This is a genomic window from Bacillus sp. LBA3-1-1.1, assembly GCF_040676495.1.
Classification (GTDB): domain Bacteria; phylum Bacillota; class Bacilli; order Bacillales; family Bacillaceae_G; genus Bacillus_A; species Bacillus_A nitratireducens.
The window spans coordinates 151,867-167,917 of record NZ_JBEGIB010000004.1 but is presented as its reverse complement, the minus strand read 5'-3'; the positions used below and the strand labels follow the sequence as shown (position 1 = coordinate 167,917).

The 16,051-nt window shown below is 35.8% G+C and carries 18 protein-coding genes, 1 pseudogene and 1 other annotated feature; of the genes and pseudogenes, 7 read left to right on the top strand and 12 right to left on the bottom strand.

What is annotated here, in order from left to right:
- Position 1: 1 nt before the first annotated feature.
- The 5 genes from ilvC to MRBLBA3_RS05500 all read right to left on the bottom strand — a co-directional run bounded on the left by ilvC (position 2) and on the right by MRBLBA3_RS05500 (position 4,817).
- A complete protein-coding gene (ilvC, locus tag MRBLBA3_RS05520) occupies positions 2 to 1,012 on the bottom strand; it encodes a ketol-acid reductoisomerase (protein ID WP_363380104.1) in 1,011 nt (336 codons plus the stop codon).
- Between the two features lie 26 nt (positions 1,013 to 1,038).
- Positions 1,039 to 1,551 (bottom strand): acetolactate synthase small subunit, encoded by a 513-nt coding sequence (gene ilvN, locus MRBLBA3_RS05515; RefSeq protein ID WP_000822951.1) that lies wholly within the window; start codon positions 1,549 to 1,551, stop codon positions 1,039 to 1,041.
- On the bottom strand, positions 1,548 to 3,248 hold the full coding sequence (gene ilvB / locus MRBLBA3_RS05510) for an acetolactate synthase large subunit (protein WP_363380101.1): 1,701 nt from the start codon (positions 3,246 to 3,248) through the stop codon (positions 1,548 to 1,550). Before ilvB ends, ilvN begins: the two co-directional genes overlap by 4 nt.
- A gap of 72 nt (positions 3,249 to 3,320) precedes the next feature.
- Positions 3,321 to 3,547, bottom strand: a binding site (T-box leader).
- 16 nt (positions 3,548 to 3,563) lie between these two features.
- Entirely contained in the window at positions 3,564 to 4,460 is an 897-nt protein-coding gene (gene ilvE / locus MRBLBA3_RS05505; RefSeq protein WP_363380098.1) for a branched-chain-amino-acid transaminase, read from the bottom strand.
- Between the two features lie 141 nt (positions 4,461 to 4,601).
- Entirely contained in the window at positions 4,602 to 4,817 is a 216-nt protein-coding gene (locus tag MRBLBA3_RS05500) for a hypothetical protein (protein WP_044739212.1), read from the bottom strand.
- 59 nt (positions 4,818 to 4,876) lie between these two features.
- Between MRBLBA3_RS05500 and MRBLBA3_RS05495 the strand changes: the two genes are divergently transcribed.
- Both MRBLBA3_RS05495 and MRBLBA3_RS05490 read left to right on the top strand, forming a co-directional pair.
- A complete protein-coding gene (locus tag MRBLBA3_RS05495) occupies positions 4,877 to 5,116 on the top strand; it encodes a DUF3911 family protein (RefSeq protein WP_000752501.1) in 240 nt (79 codons plus the stop codon).
- Between the two features lie 86 nt (positions 5,117 to 5,202).
- Entirely contained in the window at positions 5,203 to 5,442 is a 240-nt protein-coding gene (locus tag MRBLBA3_RS05490; protein WP_000101008.1) for a YkuS family protein, read from the top strand.
- A 423-nt stretch (positions 5,443 to 5,865) separates the two neighbouring features.
- Here the strand turns inward: MRBLBA3_RS05490 and MRBLBA3_RS05485 are convergent, their stop codons facing one another.
- Positions 5,866 to 5,955: a hypothetical protein gene (locus MRBLBA3_RS05485; RefSeq protein WP_000608227.1), complete on the bottom strand. Its 90-nt coding sequence runs from the start codon at positions 5,953 to 5,955 to the stop codon at positions 5,866 to 5,868.
- A gap of 108 nt (positions 5,956 to 6,063) precedes the next feature.
- The gene (gene ytfJ / locus MRBLBA3_RS05480; RefSeq protein ID WP_002096773.1) at positions 6,064 to 6,531 is read right to left on the bottom strand and encodes a GerW family sporulation protein; all 468 of its coding nucleotides are present in this window, start codon (positions 6,529 to 6,531) and stop codon (positions 6,064 to 6,066) included.
- A gap of 283 nt (positions 6,532 to 6,814) precedes the next feature.
- Here ytfJ and MRBLBA3_RS05475 point away from each other — a divergent pair, with 283 nt between their 5' ends.
- Positions 6,815 to 7,180 (top strand): hypothetical protein, encoded by a 366-nt coding sequence (locus MRBLBA3_RS05475; RefSeq protein WP_000136552.1) that lies wholly within the window; start codon positions 6,815 to 6,817, stop codon positions 7,178 to 7,180.
- A 34-nt stretch (positions 7,181 to 7,214) separates the two neighbouring features.
- On the opposite strand, the gene MRBLBA3_RS05470 is transcribed toward MRBLBA3_RS05475, so the two are convergent.
- Complete coding sequence (locus MRBLBA3_RS05470) at positions 7,215 to 8,558, bottom strand: TrkH family potassium uptake protein (protein ID WP_000451425.1); 1,344 nt, start codon at positions 8,556 to 8,558, stop codon at positions 7,215 to 7,217.
- A gap of 1,219 nt (positions 8,559 to 9,777) precedes the next feature.
- Between MRBLBA3_RS05470 and MRBLBA3_RS05465 the strand changes: the two genes are divergently transcribed.
- Entirely contained in the window at positions 9,778 to 11,013 is a 1,236-nt protein-coding gene (locus MRBLBA3_RS05465) for a dicarboxylate/amino acid:cation symporter (protein WP_363380092.1), read from the top strand.
- Between the two features lie 22 nt (positions 11,014 to 11,035).
- Here MRBLBA3_RS05465 and MRBLBA3_RS05460 read toward each other — a convergent pair whose 3' ends face one another.
- Positions 11,036 to 11,191, bottom strand: a complete 156-nt coding sequence (locus tag MRBLBA3_RS05460) for a hypothetical protein (RefSeq protein WP_000184933.1) — start codon at positions 11,189 to 11,191, stop codon at positions 11,036 to 11,038.
- A gap of 136 nt (positions 11,192 to 11,327) precedes the next feature.
- A complete protein-coding gene (locus tag MRBLBA3_RS05455; protein ID WP_000081442.1) occupies positions 11,328 to 11,747 on the bottom strand; it encodes a MarR family winged helix-turn-helix transcriptional regulator in 420 nt (139 codons plus the stop codon).
- Between the two features lie 162 nt (positions 11,748 to 11,909).
- Between MRBLBA3_RS05455 and MRBLBA3_RS05450 the strand changes: the two are divergent.
- Positions 11,910 to 12,341, top strand: a pseudogene (locus MRBLBA3_RS05450) (regulatory YrvL family protein).
- Positions 12,342 to 12,374: 33 nt separating this feature from the next.
- Entirely contained in the window at positions 12,375 to 12,962 is a 588-nt protein-coding gene (locus MRBLBA3_RS05445) for a thioredoxin family protein (protein WP_363380170.1), read from the top strand.
- 41 nt (positions 12,963 to 13,003) lie between these two features.
- On the opposite strand, the gene MRBLBA3_RS05440 is transcribed toward MRBLBA3_RS05445, so the two are convergent.
- On the bottom strand, positions 13,004 to 13,468 hold the full coding sequence (locus tag MRBLBA3_RS05440; protein WP_000006432.1) for an SRPBCC family protein: 465 nt from the start codon (positions 13,466 to 13,468) through the stop codon (positions 13,004 to 13,006).
- A 194-nt stretch (positions 13,469 to 13,662) separates the two neighbouring features.
- Complete coding sequence (gene uppP / locus MRBLBA3_RS05435) at positions 13,663 to 14,454, bottom strand: bacitracin resistance undecaprenyl-diphosphatase (RefSeq protein WP_000796259.1); 792 nt, start codon at positions 14,452 to 14,454, stop codon at positions 13,663 to 13,665.
- Positions 14,455 to 14,636: 182 nt separating this feature from the next.
- Between uppP and MRBLBA3_RS05430 the strand changes: the two genes are divergently transcribed.
- A complete protein-coding gene (locus MRBLBA3_RS05430; RefSeq protein WP_000665541.1) occupies positions 14,637 to 15,995 on the top strand; it encodes an MATE family efflux transporter in 1,359 nt (452 codons plus the stop codon).
- Positions 15,996 to 16,051 lie beyond the last annotated feature (56 nt).

Below are 16,051 nucleotides of genomic sequence, written 5' to 3'. Positions count from 1 at the left end.
ATTATTTAATCCCTACCTTTACTCGTGGCTGTACGAAAGGCATCATTTCACGTAATTTACGTCCAACTACTTCGATTTCATGTTCATTTTCTTTCTCATTTGTCGCCTGGAAATTTGGTCTTCCTGCTTTATGCTCTGCAATCCAACCTCTTGCAAATGTACCATCTTGAATTTCTGCTAACACTTCTCCCATCGCTTTCTTCGTATCTTCAGTAACAACGCGTGGTCCTGATACGAAGTCTCCCCACTGCGCTGTATCTGAAACTGAATATCTCATATTTTCAAGTCCACCTTCGTACATAAGATCAACAATGAGTTTCAATTCATGTAAACATTCAAAATATGCAAGTTCAGGTTGATATCCTGCATCAACTAACGTTTCAAATCCAGCTTTTACTAGTGCAGTTACTCCGCCGCAAAGCACAGCTTGCTCTCCAAATAAATCTGTTTCTGTTTCTTCCTTAAACGTCGTTTCTAATACACCAGCTCTCGTCGCTCCAATTCCATCTGCATAAGAAAGTGCCTTTTCAGTCGCAACTCCTGTTGCATCTTGATAGACTGCAAATAATGCAGGAACAGCCCCGCCCTCAGCAAATGTACGGCGCACTAGATGCCCCGGACCTTTCGGCGCTACTAGAAATACATCTACATTAGCTGGCGGTTTTACTTGATCAAAGTGAACATTAAAGCCATGTGCGAATACAAGAGAATTGCCGCCTTGTAAGTTTGATGCAATTTCAGCTTCATATACTTCTGGCTGTAGTTCATCCGGTAGTAGAATCATTACTACATCAGCTTTTTTTGCAGCTTCCGCTACCGTATATACAGAAAATCCATCTTCTTTCGCCTTTTCCCATGACTTTCCTTTTCTCAGTCCAACTACTACATCAAATCCGTTATCACGTAAGTTTTGCGCATGCGCATGGCCTTGCGATCCATATCCGATAATTGCTACTTTCTTTTCCTTTAATACATTTACCGTCACGTCTTTTTCATAATAAACTTTTGCCATTTTCATTTCCCCCTATATTTAAATAATTATTGAATTAACATCACTTGTTTATCTTGTTTTTTCATACTACGCGTAAATGCTGTTACACCTGTTCTAGCAATTTCTTTCAAACCGTATGGACGAAGTAATTCAATTAACGCTTCTACTTTCTCCTGGGTACCTGTTACTTGCACCACTATGGAATCCTTCCCAACATCTATTACAGCGGCTCGGAACGGTTCAATTAAACTATATAATTCTGCTCTTGTTACACTTGAGGTTGCCACTTTAATAAGCGCAAGTTCTCTAGCAATCATTGCTTCTTCTGTAATATCAGATACTTTTAGGACATCGATTTGCTTATGCAGTTGTTTAATTAACTGTTCAACCTGCTGTTCACTTTCAACATGTACAACAATCGTCATCCTTGAAATATCCGAAGATTCCGTATGCCCTACTGAAATACTTTCAATATTAAAATGTCTACGTGTCATAACGCCTGTAATTCGATTTAACACACCGCTTTGATTTCGAACTGTCGCTGTAACAATTCTCTTCACCTTTTCTCCACTCCCTCCATTTGGTGAACCCCTTTTCCTGGAGCAACCATCGGCATAACCTTTTCAGATTGAAGTACGCGGCAATCAATTACGACTGGCTCTTGTAACTCAATCACATGTTGTAATTGCTTCTTTGCAAGAAGTGGATCATCAATACGAACACCTTTTATGCCATACGCATTCGCAAGAGCAACAAAATCTGGTTGACATGGCAATAAAGAATGTGAATATCTTTGATTATAAAATTCATCTTGCCATTGTCTTACCATTCCTAAAGCTTCATTATTTAAAATAAACACTTTAACTGGTAAAGAATGCTCTTTTAATACACTTAGTTCTTGCAGGGTCATTTGAAATCCCGCATCACCGACAATGGCAATAACTAATTCCTCTGGCTTTGCAATTTGTGCACCAATTGCTGCTGGAAATCCGAAGCCCATTGTTCCTAAGCCTCCAGAAGTTACCCATTTATCTGGATTTTTCAGCGGATAATATTGAGCTGCCCACATTTGATGTTGCCCAACATCTGTCGTTACAATCGCTTCCCCTTTCGTAATTTCGTATAGCATATCAATTGCATATTGAGGCTTAATACATTCCGAATGCTCTTTGTAAGAAAGTGGGTATTTTTCTTTTCTACTATTCAATAATGAGAGCCAATCATTGTGATTTACTTCCCCTTCCTTAAAGTTGAGTAGAGCTTCTAATGCTTGCTTCGCACTCGCAACAATTGGAATTTCAGTCGGCACATTTTTTCCGATTTCCGCTGGATCAATATCTATATGTGCGACAATCGCTTCTTTAGCAAAATAAGCTAAATTTCCAGTAAGACGATCGTCAAATCTTGCTCCTATATTTATAAGTAGATCACATTCATATAACGCCATATTAGCCGTATAAGAGCCGTGCATTCCCCCCATCCCAAGAAATAATTTATCATCTGGTGGAAAACCACCAAGACCAAGTAATGTATGCACAACAGGGATTTCATATTTACGAGCAAAGCTTGTTAATTCTTTCGATGCCTTTGCATGTAATACACCTGCTCCAGCTAAAATCAACGGTTTTTTTGAAGTCGCAATCGCTTGTAATAATTTGTTTATTTGTAGTAGATTCGGTTCGTAATTAGGCTGGTATCCTGGTAAATCCATTTGTACATCACTACATCGCTCACCTTTCTCTACTACCATATCTTTCGGAAGGTCAATTACGACTGGTCCTGGTCTTCCTGTTCTAGCGATATGAAATGCTTCTTTAATAATTCGGGGTAAATCCGATGCTTTTCGTACTTGATAATTATGTTTTGTCACCGGCATCGTAAGCCCCATAATATCAGCTTCTTGGAAAGCATCACTCCCGATTAACGTCGTTGCTACTTGCCCTGTAAATACAACAAGTGGCAATGAATCAATCATCGCGTCAGCTAGACCAGTAATAACATTTGTAGCACCAGGCCCGCTTGTTGCAATGACAACTCCTGGATTTCCTGTAATTCTTGCATATCCTTCAGCCGCATGAATTGCACCTTGTTCATGCCGCGTTAAAATATGCGGAATCTCACAATCATAAAGCGCATCATATAGAGGTAAAACAGCACCACCCGGATAACCGAAAATCACTTCTACCCTTTCCTTTTCTAGCGCTTCTAACAATAGCTGTGCACCAGTTGCCAGTTTCTCTTCTGTTTTTGAAGACATTTTTCTTATAAGCCCCCTTTTTATACCCTTTATAAAATAAAAAAATCCTACGTCCACACTCCAGCTATGTGCTGAAGGGACGAAAGATTTCGCGGTACCACCCTTCTTTGCAAGAATACTCTTGCCTCAGTGACTCGGGATGAGTCTAGCTAATAACGGAGCTACCGTCTAAGCCTAGACAAATGCTTCAGCTTAGCACTCAAGGGCGATGTTCGTCGACGTGAACCATCGGTTTTCAGCAACCACCGACTCTCTGTGAGGCTTCACAATCAACTACTCCTCCCTATCAACGTTTTATCATGTCATAAAGGATTATTATCCAACTTTATTTTCTTCGTAAATTTTCTCACCATCTTCTACAACTAATTTACGAAATTCTTCTAATAGACGATTCGTATGTGGACCTGTTTTTCCTAAACCAATCGTTCTACCATCTACTGTCGTAACAGCAATGACTTCAGCAGCTGTTCCTGTTAAAAACACTTCATCAGCTACATATACATCGTGCCTTGTAAATAATTCTTCTCTTACGTCATATCCAAGCTTTTCACCGATTTCTAAAATCGCATTTCTTGTAATACCTTCTAACGCCCCAGCAGAACTTGGCGGTGTAATTAATTTATTTCCTTTTACAATAAATACGTTATCTCCAGAGCCTTCAGCTACATACCCTTGATCATTTAGCATAAGTGCTTCTTGTACTCCAGCTAATTTCGCTTCAATGCGAACTAAAATATTATTTAAGTAATTTAAAGATTTTACTTGAGGCGACAAAACATCTGGGCGATTACGACGCGTTGCAACTGTTATAATTGGAATCCCTTTTTCATAATATTCTTGCGGAAATAAAGATAGTTGTTCTGCAATTACTACTACATTTGGTTTCGTACAAGAATCGGGATCTAATCCAAGATTCCCTGGTCCTCTTGACACGACTAGGCGGATATATCCATTAGATAGTTCATTATGTCGAATCGTTTCAACAACGATCTTCGTTACTTCTTCTAACGTATATGGAATTTCTAACATGATGGATTTCGCTGATTCATATAACCGGACAAGATGTTCTCTCAAACGGAAAACATTACCGCTATACACCCTAATCCCCTCGAACACTCCATCGCCATATAAATAGCCATGATCATATACTGAAACTTTTGCTTCGTCTTTTGGAACAAATTCTCCATTTAAGAAAATCCATTGCTCGTTCACTGGAAAGCGCCCCCTATGTTCTATGAGTTTTTTATTGTTTCCTAGTTTACTCTCCTTTCTAAATAAATCAAGTAAATTTTTAGAAAATTTTTAATTTTTAATCGTACGTACATCTTTATTTATATTGATTTAACAACATTGTTAACGTTTACAAAAAGTCAAAAAATTTTTTTCGCCAATTTCCACCAAAAAAAATATTTGTTTAAAAGAAGGATTTTTGTCAATTGATACGAATCTATTGTATTCAATAAACGGACGTCCGTTTTTATAAATTCGGGAATATACAACGACTTTTGCTGAAAAAGGGGGAAAATAATAAAAATAACGCTGTCTAAAAATAACATTCATATTTTTCATTTCGTAATCATAATCCTATTTTTAAAAAACAATTTGTCAAAATGAAGGAGGAAATCAATATGGCGTGTGTACAAATTAAAGGAACGAGACAAGAGGTAGTAGAAATGCTTCAACTATTTGACCTAATGGATACGAAAGGTTTTTGTAAATTCGATAATTACGTTGAAGTAGAACCACATAGCAAGAAACATAACAACTATACAGCTTCAATCGACATTCATTCAAATACTTCTTCCGCCCAAGATACTTTAAACGATCAATTCGTAAGTCAAATGCTTACTGGTGTATATAACGACTAAACAAATATTCTCTTCCTACCATCTTTTCATAAATATATGCTTTGAACTTGAGCATACTAGCAACTAGATGGTAGGAGGTGAAAATTATGGCTAGAATTGGTGTTGAGAACTCTTTAACTGATGTTCAACAAGCTCTTCAGCAACAAGGGCATGAAGTCGTTTCACTTAACTCTGAAAGTGATGCACAAGGTTGTGATTGTTGTGTTGTAACTGGGCAAGATTCTAATATAATGGGCATTGCAGATACATCGATAAAAGGATCTGTAATTACAGCACATGGTTTAACAACAGATGAAATTTGTCAGCAAGTTGAAAACCGCGCTTAATCATTTTTATCACATGATTTGTGAGCTAACATTTAACGGGAATGGTCTCACTGATTATAGTTTCAATTTATCTATAGAAAGAGGGCTCCTTTTCAAAAGGAGCCCTCTTTTTTATATTCACCTAACGGGAAAGTAACATATACTGGATGAAAGCCCTACCTCTCTCTCATCATTACGGTTCCACTGACCGCTCCTTGATTCACTAGTATACATATAAAGCTTACATATACAATTTATAGGGTTTGTTCACAAAAGTTGTTGGTAAGACTACCCGATCTTTCGCAAACTTTTCGTATTATATTCATAAGATTTATTTACTTTACACTAGCTTTAACCGAGACACGAATTAAAATTTTAACACCAATACAATAACTTGTCAACATTTTTCACAAATTAAAAACAGACATTAACGGTTTGTCTGTTTTAGAATGGAGCTTTTTCTTTTATTACATATACAACAAAACCGCTTACTAACATAAATAAGCCAACTACTAAGTTTTTGATATTAATCATAAATTCCTCTCCCTTATTCCACACATCATATATATTTACAGTTCAATTATTCCGATCATCCTAAAGCGCACTTTTTCTAATATATCATAATTCCTAAAAAATGCAAGTTCACTTTTGGCGACCATTTACAAATTTATCCACAGTGCTTGGCACAGTATTTAAAGCTTTTTCAATCAAATGTGTACTACTATTGAGATGCAATACTTGCACACCGTTAGAACCAACTACTAAAAAAGCAACTGGGCTAATAGAAACCCCAGCCCCGCTTCCGCCTCCGAATGGATGACTTTGCTTGTTCTCTTTATGCTGCCCTTGTCCATTATTATGTTTTTCGGAAATAAAATCACCTTTAAAGTCACTTCCTCCGGCACCAAAACCGAAAGCCACTTGAGATACTGTTAATACTACATTTCCATCAGCTGTTGAAACTGGACTTCCAACAATCGTATTTACATCTACCATCTCTTTTAAATTGGTCATTGCTGTTTTCATTAAATTTTCAATTGGATGTTCCATTATGTATTGCACCCTTTCCTCATTATTCTTTTTTATACTTTCCAAAATAGAGGAAGTCATACTTAGTTTTCCTATTTTGAAAAAACATTTTTGCTCTCCAATCGGATATTACTCCCTGTACAGGTTCGGATAAAGTGAAACTTTAATTAGTGGGGGTTTTGTTCATCCCCCACTGATTATTAGCCTTCACCAATCGGGCGTTTACGGGCAGCACGACTCCCACCTAACTTCTTCGCTCCAGCCGAATTTTGAGGTGGGAGTCTTACCGCTCGCAAATAGCGGGATAAAAACAGTAAAGAGAAACATACTATTATTGAACCTTGTTATGAAAGGAGTCCTTACTTTGACTGAGAAATTTGATGAATATAAAAAAAGAGATCGAATAGATAGTGATTATAGTGACTATAAAGAAGAATATGCAGCTGAAGTTGCGCCACAGCGTATTGACTATGATGATAAAGATAATGATGATGTAAGATCATCTGCAGCTGGATCGACTGCTGGTTTTATCGCTCTTGCTTTAGCAATTTTATCGCTATTCACATTCCCAACACTGTTTGGTCTTGTGTCTGTTTTACTCGGTATTTACGCATATAATCGTGGGGCTACTGTAACTGGCGGTATCGCTGCCATTGTAGGTGGTATCGCTGCACTCATTGCGATTTTATTCCGAGTGGCGCTTATTGGGTTATTGTTCTCTCTTTTTTAAAAAGAAAAAGGTATCTCGCTTTATGCGGGATACCTTATCCTGTAAATACATCTTCTGATGGATATTTAATTTTTTGTTTCGCTGGTCGTGCCAAAGAAAAAACAAGTGTTAACGGTCCGATTAATCCACAAAACATAACAAACATAATAATACATTTTCCAAATGCCGATAGCTTCGCAGTAATCCCCATTGTTAACCCTACTGTGCCAAACGCTGAAATTGTCTCAAATAATAACTGAATAAAACTGAAGTCTTCTGTAAGCATTAATACAAATACCGCTGTAAAAATAAGTATTTGACTAGCAACGACAATTGCTAACGCTCTCGTTACTGTCGACATTTTAATCGTACGATGAAATAAAACAAAATCCTCTTTCTTTCTAAAGAAAGAAAGAACTGATGTAATTAAAATAACGAATGTCGTTAACTTAATTCCACCACCTGTCGATACACTCCCTGCACCAATAAACATTAATATCATCGTAAATAATATCGATGACTCTTCCATTCCGCCATAATCTATCGTGTTAAAACCGGCTGTACGAGGTGTAATTCCTTGGAAGAACGAAGCCCATAACTTTTCATTTAAAGATAGTTGTCCCAAAGTCTTCACATTATTATATTCCAATACAAAAATCACAATCATCGCAATAATGTTAAGTGCTATCGTTCCAACAATCATGATCTTGGAGTGAAGCGATAATTTTCGGAAGCTGCGGCTATACCATATATCAATTAATACCGTAAACCCTAGCCCTCCTATTACAATTAAAGAACAAATTCCAATATTAATAATAGGATCTCCTACATATCTTGTTAAATTATCTGGCCAAAGCGCAAAACCGGCATTATTATATGACGCAATAACGTGAAAAATACTATAGTATAAACCTTTTCCAAATCCAAACTCTGGAATAAAGCGAATCGATAAAAAGATAACTCCAATTAGCTCAATACAAATAGAAAAAATAAAAACTCGTTTCACTAATTTCACAAGACCACCAATATTTGTTTGATTAAATGCTTCTCCAATTAATAATCGGTGACGTAAACCAATTTTTTTACCTAATACCCAAACAATTAAAATGGCTATCGTCATAAGACCGAGACCACCTGTTTGAATTAAAAACATAATAACAATTTCACCAAACATCGTAAATGTACTTGCAGTATCTACAACGCCTAAACCCGTTACAGTCGCTGCCGACGTAGCTGTGAAGAAAGCATCTACCCAACTAATATGTACTTTCGTTGCAAACGGTAACTTTAATAACAATCCTCCGACCACAATTAAACAAAAAAAGCCTAATGCTAAAATTTGTGGTGGATTTAATCGTATAAAACGATTATACAACCCTTGTTTTTTTGCTACTTCCATATCACTAACTCCCTTTATCAAGTGAAGCTTTTACCCCTCATAAATAAAGACTCTTTAAGAGCCCACAAGTAGCGGGATAACCCTTATATTCTCATAATATAGTTGAGCATAATCCTTTTTTTCATAGATTTCAACTTTTATTTATATTCAGATTCCTATTATTTTACAAAAGAATATTTTCTATTATATCTCCACTTATACTATAACTCTTACACCAACAACTATTTTACCCCTTTTTCAAATTCCCATATCTTTCACGCCAAGTTCACACGAGGGTCACATTTACCTTTTATAGTATACGTATCGGAGCTGTTCCTCCCTAATTTATAAGACATTCCCCAGTGTCTTTGAATAGCTTCCATCCCTAATTAAATTGACATAAATTGTCCCCTTCCCTAGACCATCATATGATGGTCTTATTTTTTTACTCTCTCTTTCTTCTTACTTAAAACTCCCTTTCTCTTTCACTCTATGTACACATCAAAGTCACATCTATCTTTTATAGTATATGTATCGAAGCTGTTCCTCCCTAATTTATAAGACATTCCCCAGTGTCTTTGAATAGCTTCCATCCCTAATTAAATTGACATAAATTGTCCCCTTCCCTAGACCATCATATGATGGTCTTATTTTTTTACTCTCTCTTTCTTCTTACTTAAAACTCCCTTTCTCTTTCACTCTATGTACACATCAAAGTCACATCTATCTTTTATAGTATATGTATCGAAGCTGTTCCTCCCTAATTTATAAGACATTCCCCAGTGTCTTTGAATAGCTTCCATCCCTAATTAAATTGACATAAATTGTCCCCTTCCTTGACCATCTCATATGCGATGGTCTTATTTTTTTATTCTCTCTACCTTCTTACTTAAAACTCCCTTTCTCTTTCACTCTATGTTCACACCCTGGTCACATCTACCTTTTATAGTATATGTATCGAAGTTGTTCCTCCCTAATTTATAAGACGTTCCCCAGTGTCTTGAACAACTTCCATCCCTAATTAAATTGACATAAATTGTCCCCTTCCCTAGACCATCATATGCGATGGTCTATTTTGTTTTCTAAATAGATCATTTAACTTTTTTGCTTATTTTAGTAAAAGCAATCTATATTTAAATAGATATTTTTATACAAAATATTCAGAAAATATTGTCAAAATAGGTAGTTTTTCGGTACAATTAATTTAGAAAGTAATTTCACAAAAATAAGGGGGGGTTTATTGAAACAAACAAAAGCAATCTTAATTGCATTATTTCTCGGTTTAGTTGTCGGACTCACTTTAAATTTAGCTGCACCATCCATTTTTGAACCATTAAATCAATATGTGTTCAATCCACTTGGTCAATTGTTTATTCGCCTCATTAAAATGCTAGTTGTTCCTGTTGTATTCATTTCTATCGTGCTTGGGGCTGCTGGGCTTGGAGACCCGAAACAACTTGGAAGAATCGGCTTAAAATCAATTTCATTCTTTCTTGTAACTACAGCCGTTGCCATCTCTATTGCAGTTACATTTGCACTGATTATAAAACCAGGATCTGGCGGTAACTTTAAAACCGAAGGGCTTAAATATGAAGGTGCAAAAACCGAAACATCTTTCGTCGATACATTGCTAAATATCGTACCAGATAACCCAGCAAAAGCGATGGCTGATGGTAACATGTTACAAATCATTGTCTTTGCCGCATTAATCGGACTCGGTTTAGCTGTTTTAGGAAAACGAGTTCAAGGTATCCATTCATTACTTGAACAGGGCAACGAATTAATGATGTATCTTGTTAATCTCGTTATGAAATTAGCTCCAATCGGAACATTTGGATTGCTCGCTTCATCCGTTGGTAAAATGGGTCTTGCAGGCGTCGCTGCGATGTTCAAGTATATGATTGTCGTTATGTTGGTACTCATTATTCACGGTGTCTTCGTATACGGCGGCTTATTAAAGGTATTGGCAAAAGAAAGTATTATTCGTTTCTTTAAACATTTCGGACCAGTAATGGCGATTGGATTTAGTACATCTAGCTCTAATGCATCTCTTCCGTTTGCAATGAAAACCGCACAAGAAAAACTTGGAGTTCCAAAAGCGATAAGCTCTTTTGTACAACCACTAGGTGCAACGATTAATATGGATGGTACTGCCATTATGCAAGGTGTCGCGACTGTATTTATCGCTCAAGTGTACGGGGTTGAACTTACATTACCTCAATTAGCTATAGTCGTATTAACTGCTGTACTAGCTAGTATCGGTACTGCAGGTGTACCAGGTGTTGGACTTGTAATGCTTACGATGGTTTTAAATCAAGTAAACCTACCAGTAGAAGGTATTGCTTTAATTATCGGTATTGATCGCATCCTAGATATGTCTAGAACAGCTGTAAATATTTCCGGTGATGCAATTTGCGCAATGATTGTCGCAAAATCAGAAGAAAAATATAATACAGATCAATCGGCAGCATCTTAAATCAAAAAAGGAGTGAATTATTTCACTCCTTTTTTGATTTGCTTCCTTTTTTCGAACGATATTCTTTTCCTTTGTTATCATTACCTGTTTCAAATTCAGTACTAAACTCCTGCTGGAATTGCCCTGATTTCGGTGAACCTTGATTTCCGCTACCTTTACTACCATTACGATTCGTCATATTTCTGCCTCCTTCCTTTACTAGTAGTATGGTACATATTTTCTTTTTTATAATCTTTTACATACGAAAGAAGACCTTCCCTATATAAGGAAGGTCTTCTTTGTCATTACGTAAGCGTTTTCTTACTTTTAATTATTTAAATAAGTTTTTTAGAAATAGATATCATTATATTCATTTCTTCTTCTGAAAGTGCGGAGAATCTTTCTTGTAAATATTTCTTTTTCTCCCCTTCCATTTTCGCAACTAAATCTTTCCCTTGTTCTGTAATCTCCAAATATACAACTCGGCGATCTGACGTAGAGCGTGAACGAGTTACAAAACCTTTATTAATTAATTTTTCTGTAACAGCTGTAATATGACTATTCGATACATTTAACTCATTCGCTACACGTGATACCATTTCTTTATTCGTACGATTCAATATTCTAAGGACGATGAACTCATTCCACGGTATGTAACCACCAAATATTTTTCCAATATCATTACGCAACGTGCGGAACATAGCAAACACATTTGTCGATAGTTCTTCCATTAATTGCTCTCGATTTTGAGACAATTTTGACAGCCCCTTTTATTTCATTTAGTTAAATAAAAACCTTATTAATAATTTTACATGAAATCTTACTTTTTGTCACCTTATTTTCCCATAATTCGTAGTTTTTTAATAGATATTTCATGGTACAATGAAATTGATTTTCCAGAAAAAGGAGTTGGGGTAATGAGTGAAGAAGACAAACTTTCTAATCTCAGTCTAAAAGATAAGACTATTATTATTAGTGTTGTTATTCTTATTCTCATTATATTCTTTGCATTTATATTCTTTGTATATGTAGGAATCTTTCAAATTACAGGTATAGAATATTCATCAAGAACAGCTCTATTACTCTTTTTTTTACTTATTCTTTTATTAGATGGTATTACATATTTTATATTCATTTTCTTTAAAGTGCTCCTACATCCAATGATGACAAGTATGCCCAATTGGCTCTCAATTGCTCTTCTCTCTATAATCGAAATTACATTAGATTAGTTCGTCATTCATACCGCAGACGACTGGATAGAGAGTGTACAAATGTCCAACATAGCTGAATTATGTGTCGCACTATTCCTTTATACACTAAATAAATTATTTAGTGATAAGAAAGAGTAAGAATACAAGCTTTTCTATATAAAAATTGGTACAATAAAAACAAATCATACTAAAGAGGTGTTACTTATGAACTTACTACAATGGGCTGATAAAGGCATGTCCTTTGATACATATGTGAATGAAATGAAAGTAAATCAATACGAGCTACTACACATTTACAATAACTTTTTAATTCCAAATGAATTACTTCCAGTTTTAGAAGAACGTCAAAATGATGGCTGGCACGTTATCGTATTAACAGCTGACTGGTGCGGCGACGCTCTTTTATGTGTACCTGTTATGAAACGAATTTCTGAAGTTGCAAATATTGATATGAAATTATTAATTCGTGATGAAAACTTAGAATTAATGGATCAATATTTAACAAATGGAACAGCACGTGCCATTCCAATCTTTATTTTCATTGATAAAGACGGAAATGAACAAGCCGTTTGGGGACCACGCGCTCCAAAAGTACAAGAATTAGTAACTTCAATGCGCGCTACACTGCCTGAAAAAGAAGATCCAACTTTCGAGGAAAAACAAAAAGAAATGTACGCTAATTTCCGTGCTACATTAGCTGATGATACTTCTCTTTGGGAGCATGTTATGGAAAGCATGATTGAAAAAGTAGTAAAATAAAAAAACATGCCGAATTCGGCATGTTTTTTTATTAAACAAAATTATAATCCTTTTTTCTGAGAATATACAGCATCTACGCACTCTGCTAAACGTTCCATTTCACCCATGTATATTCCACGTGTCATCCACCCAGTCAATTTGTACATAATCTTATATAAAAAATTCTTCGGTTCAAATTCTACGATTAAAGTAAGCGATGTACCTTCTTCATCCTCTTCTAACATATAAGTTGCAGCTGTATAACCTTGCTTCATCTCACATCCAACTGAAACGATATACGGTTCATCATACTCTAAAATTTCCGCCTCAAATTCATATATTTTCTTCCCCATCTTTTGCACAGATATATATTTGTCACCTTCACGAGGGTTTTCAACATCTACATTTGAAGGATACCTATTTTCTACCATAAAGGTACTCCATTCTAGTATTTTCTCGTCATTGTGTACATAATCAAATACAACATCAATTGGTGCTGGAATTACTATTTCTATTGCAAAACTCACTAAATTGCCCCTCTCAAATACCCTATTGTTTTTCTTAAAATTATTATAATGAAATCATTATGACATATTTCACATGGTGAAATACAAGTAATTGAAGGTAAAAGTTTCATTTTTCTCTCGCTATAAAAAAATCCCCTATAGAATAGACTTTTTTTCAAATGTCTATTCTATAGGGGATTGCTGACAATTTATTCTTACATAATGAAGAAATAGAATACCGCAGCTAAAACGAAACGGTAATAAGCGAACGGTGTTAGTTTTACACGAGCTAATAATTTTAAGAATGAAACGATTGCAAGCAACGCAACAACAAATGCTGTAATAAATCCAGTTGCAAATAACGTTATATCAGCCGAGCTTAATATATCCCAGCTTTTAATTAAATCTAAGCCACTTGCAGCTACCATCATTGGCACCGCTAAAATGAACGTATATTCAGCTGCCGCTGTATGCGAAACGCGAGCTAACAAACCACCACTTATTGTCGATCCAGAACGAGAAAATCCTGGCCAAAGTGCTAAACATTGGAACATTCCAATTGTAAATGCTTGCTTATATGTGATTTCATCTAACGTTCTTGCTGTACTTGGTTTTGAAAACTTCTCAGCAACAATCATTAAAATACCACCAGCTACTAAGCTAATAACAACCGGTCCTGGACCGAATAAAACTTCTTTAATTGTACTATGGAATAATACGCCAAGAATTCCGGCAGGGATCATCCCGATAATAATATGTAATAAATTTAACGATGGCCCATCTGTTACTTTCCCTATTCCAACTAATGACCATAAACGCTTCCAAAATATAACAACAACTGCTAAAATCGATCCCAACTGAATAACAACTTCGAAAACTTTTGCTCTATCGTCTTCAAATCCAATTAAGTGTCCTGTTAAAATCATATGTCCTGTTGATGATACTGGTAAAAACTCTGTTAAACCTTCAACAGCACCCATGATTAATCCAATTAACCAATCAGCCACAAGTAGTGCCTCCTTAATAACGAATATGTAATTTTTTCACACCTTATCATAATACCTTATCCCTTTTCAAAGTGCATCCTTTTTTTATTGATTTCATCTGTGGTATACGCTTATTTCTTTTCTATTTTTTGATTAAATTGTATGATAATAAGAGTTTGTTTTTTACGTTGAAAGGGGATTTTATGAAAGAAACTACTTCATTCTCACAAAAGTTAAAGCAATTTTTATTACTCTTTTTCCCGATTTTTGTAACGCAAATGTCATTATTTGCGATGAGCTTTTTTGATACGACAATGTCAGGACATGCAAGTCCTATTGATTTAGCGGGGGTTGCTATCGGAACAAGTATATGGCTTCCCGTTAGTACCGGCTTAACCGGAATTTTAATGGCTACTACTCCTATTGTTGCACAGCTCGTTGGATCAAAGAAAAAGGAGGACGTTCCCCACATTGTCATACAAGCAGTATATTTAGCAATTTGTGCTAGTTTCGTTGTTATCCTTATCGGACTCTTCGCTGTTTCACCTATTTTAAATGGCATGCAATTAGAAGAACCTGTGGAACGTATTGCAGCACAATTTTTAAGTATTATCGCGATTGGAATTATCCCTTTATTTATTTACACCGTCTTACGTGGATTTATTGATGCATTAGGAAAAACTCGAACAACGATGATTATTACATTACTATCATTACCAATTAACGTAGTATTAAATTACTTATTAATTTTTGGTCACTTTGGTTTTCCAAAACTCGGTGGTGTTGGTGCGGCAATCGCTTCTGCGGCAACATATTGGTGTATTTTAATTATTACAGTCATTATTATTCGTACGAAAGAGCCTTTCGCTTCTTTCAATATCTTTAAACAGTTATACCGCCCTTCCTTTACGAGCTGGAAGGAATTCCTGAAACTTGGCGTCCCTATCGGATTTGCTATCTTTTTTGAGACGAGTATTTTCGCTGCAGTAACACTTATGATGAGTAATTTTAGTACGACAACAATAGCAGCACATCAAGCAGCTATGAACTTTGCTTCCTTGTTATATATGACTCCTTTAAGTTTAGCCATGGCAATGACGATAGCCGTTGGATTTGAAGTTGGAGCAAAACGATACAATAATGCGAAACAATATGGATTTATCGGAATTGGATTAGCTCTTGCTTTCGCTCTTTTATATTCAATCCTTCTTTATTTCTTTGATGATGAAATTGCTTCTATTTATACGACAAATGCAAATGTCCACCATTTAGCAAAAGAATTTCTTATCTTCGCGATTTTATTTCAAATTTCAGATGCAATTGCAACTCCAGTACAAGGAGCACTTCGTGGTTATAAAGATGTAAATGTTGCCTTAATTATGACATTGATCGCCTATTGGGTCATCGGTCTACCTCTTGGCTACATATTAGCAACTTATACTGATTGGGCCGCAAAAGGGTATTGGATCGGCCTTATTATCGGTCTAGCATTTGGAGCAATCTTCCTGCTTATCCGTCTCTTTCAAGTTCAGAGAAAATATACAACGCAAAACAGCCGCTAATGATATAGCGGCTGTTTTCTTCGTGCATATTTTTTCTTGTAACGTGTAACATAATG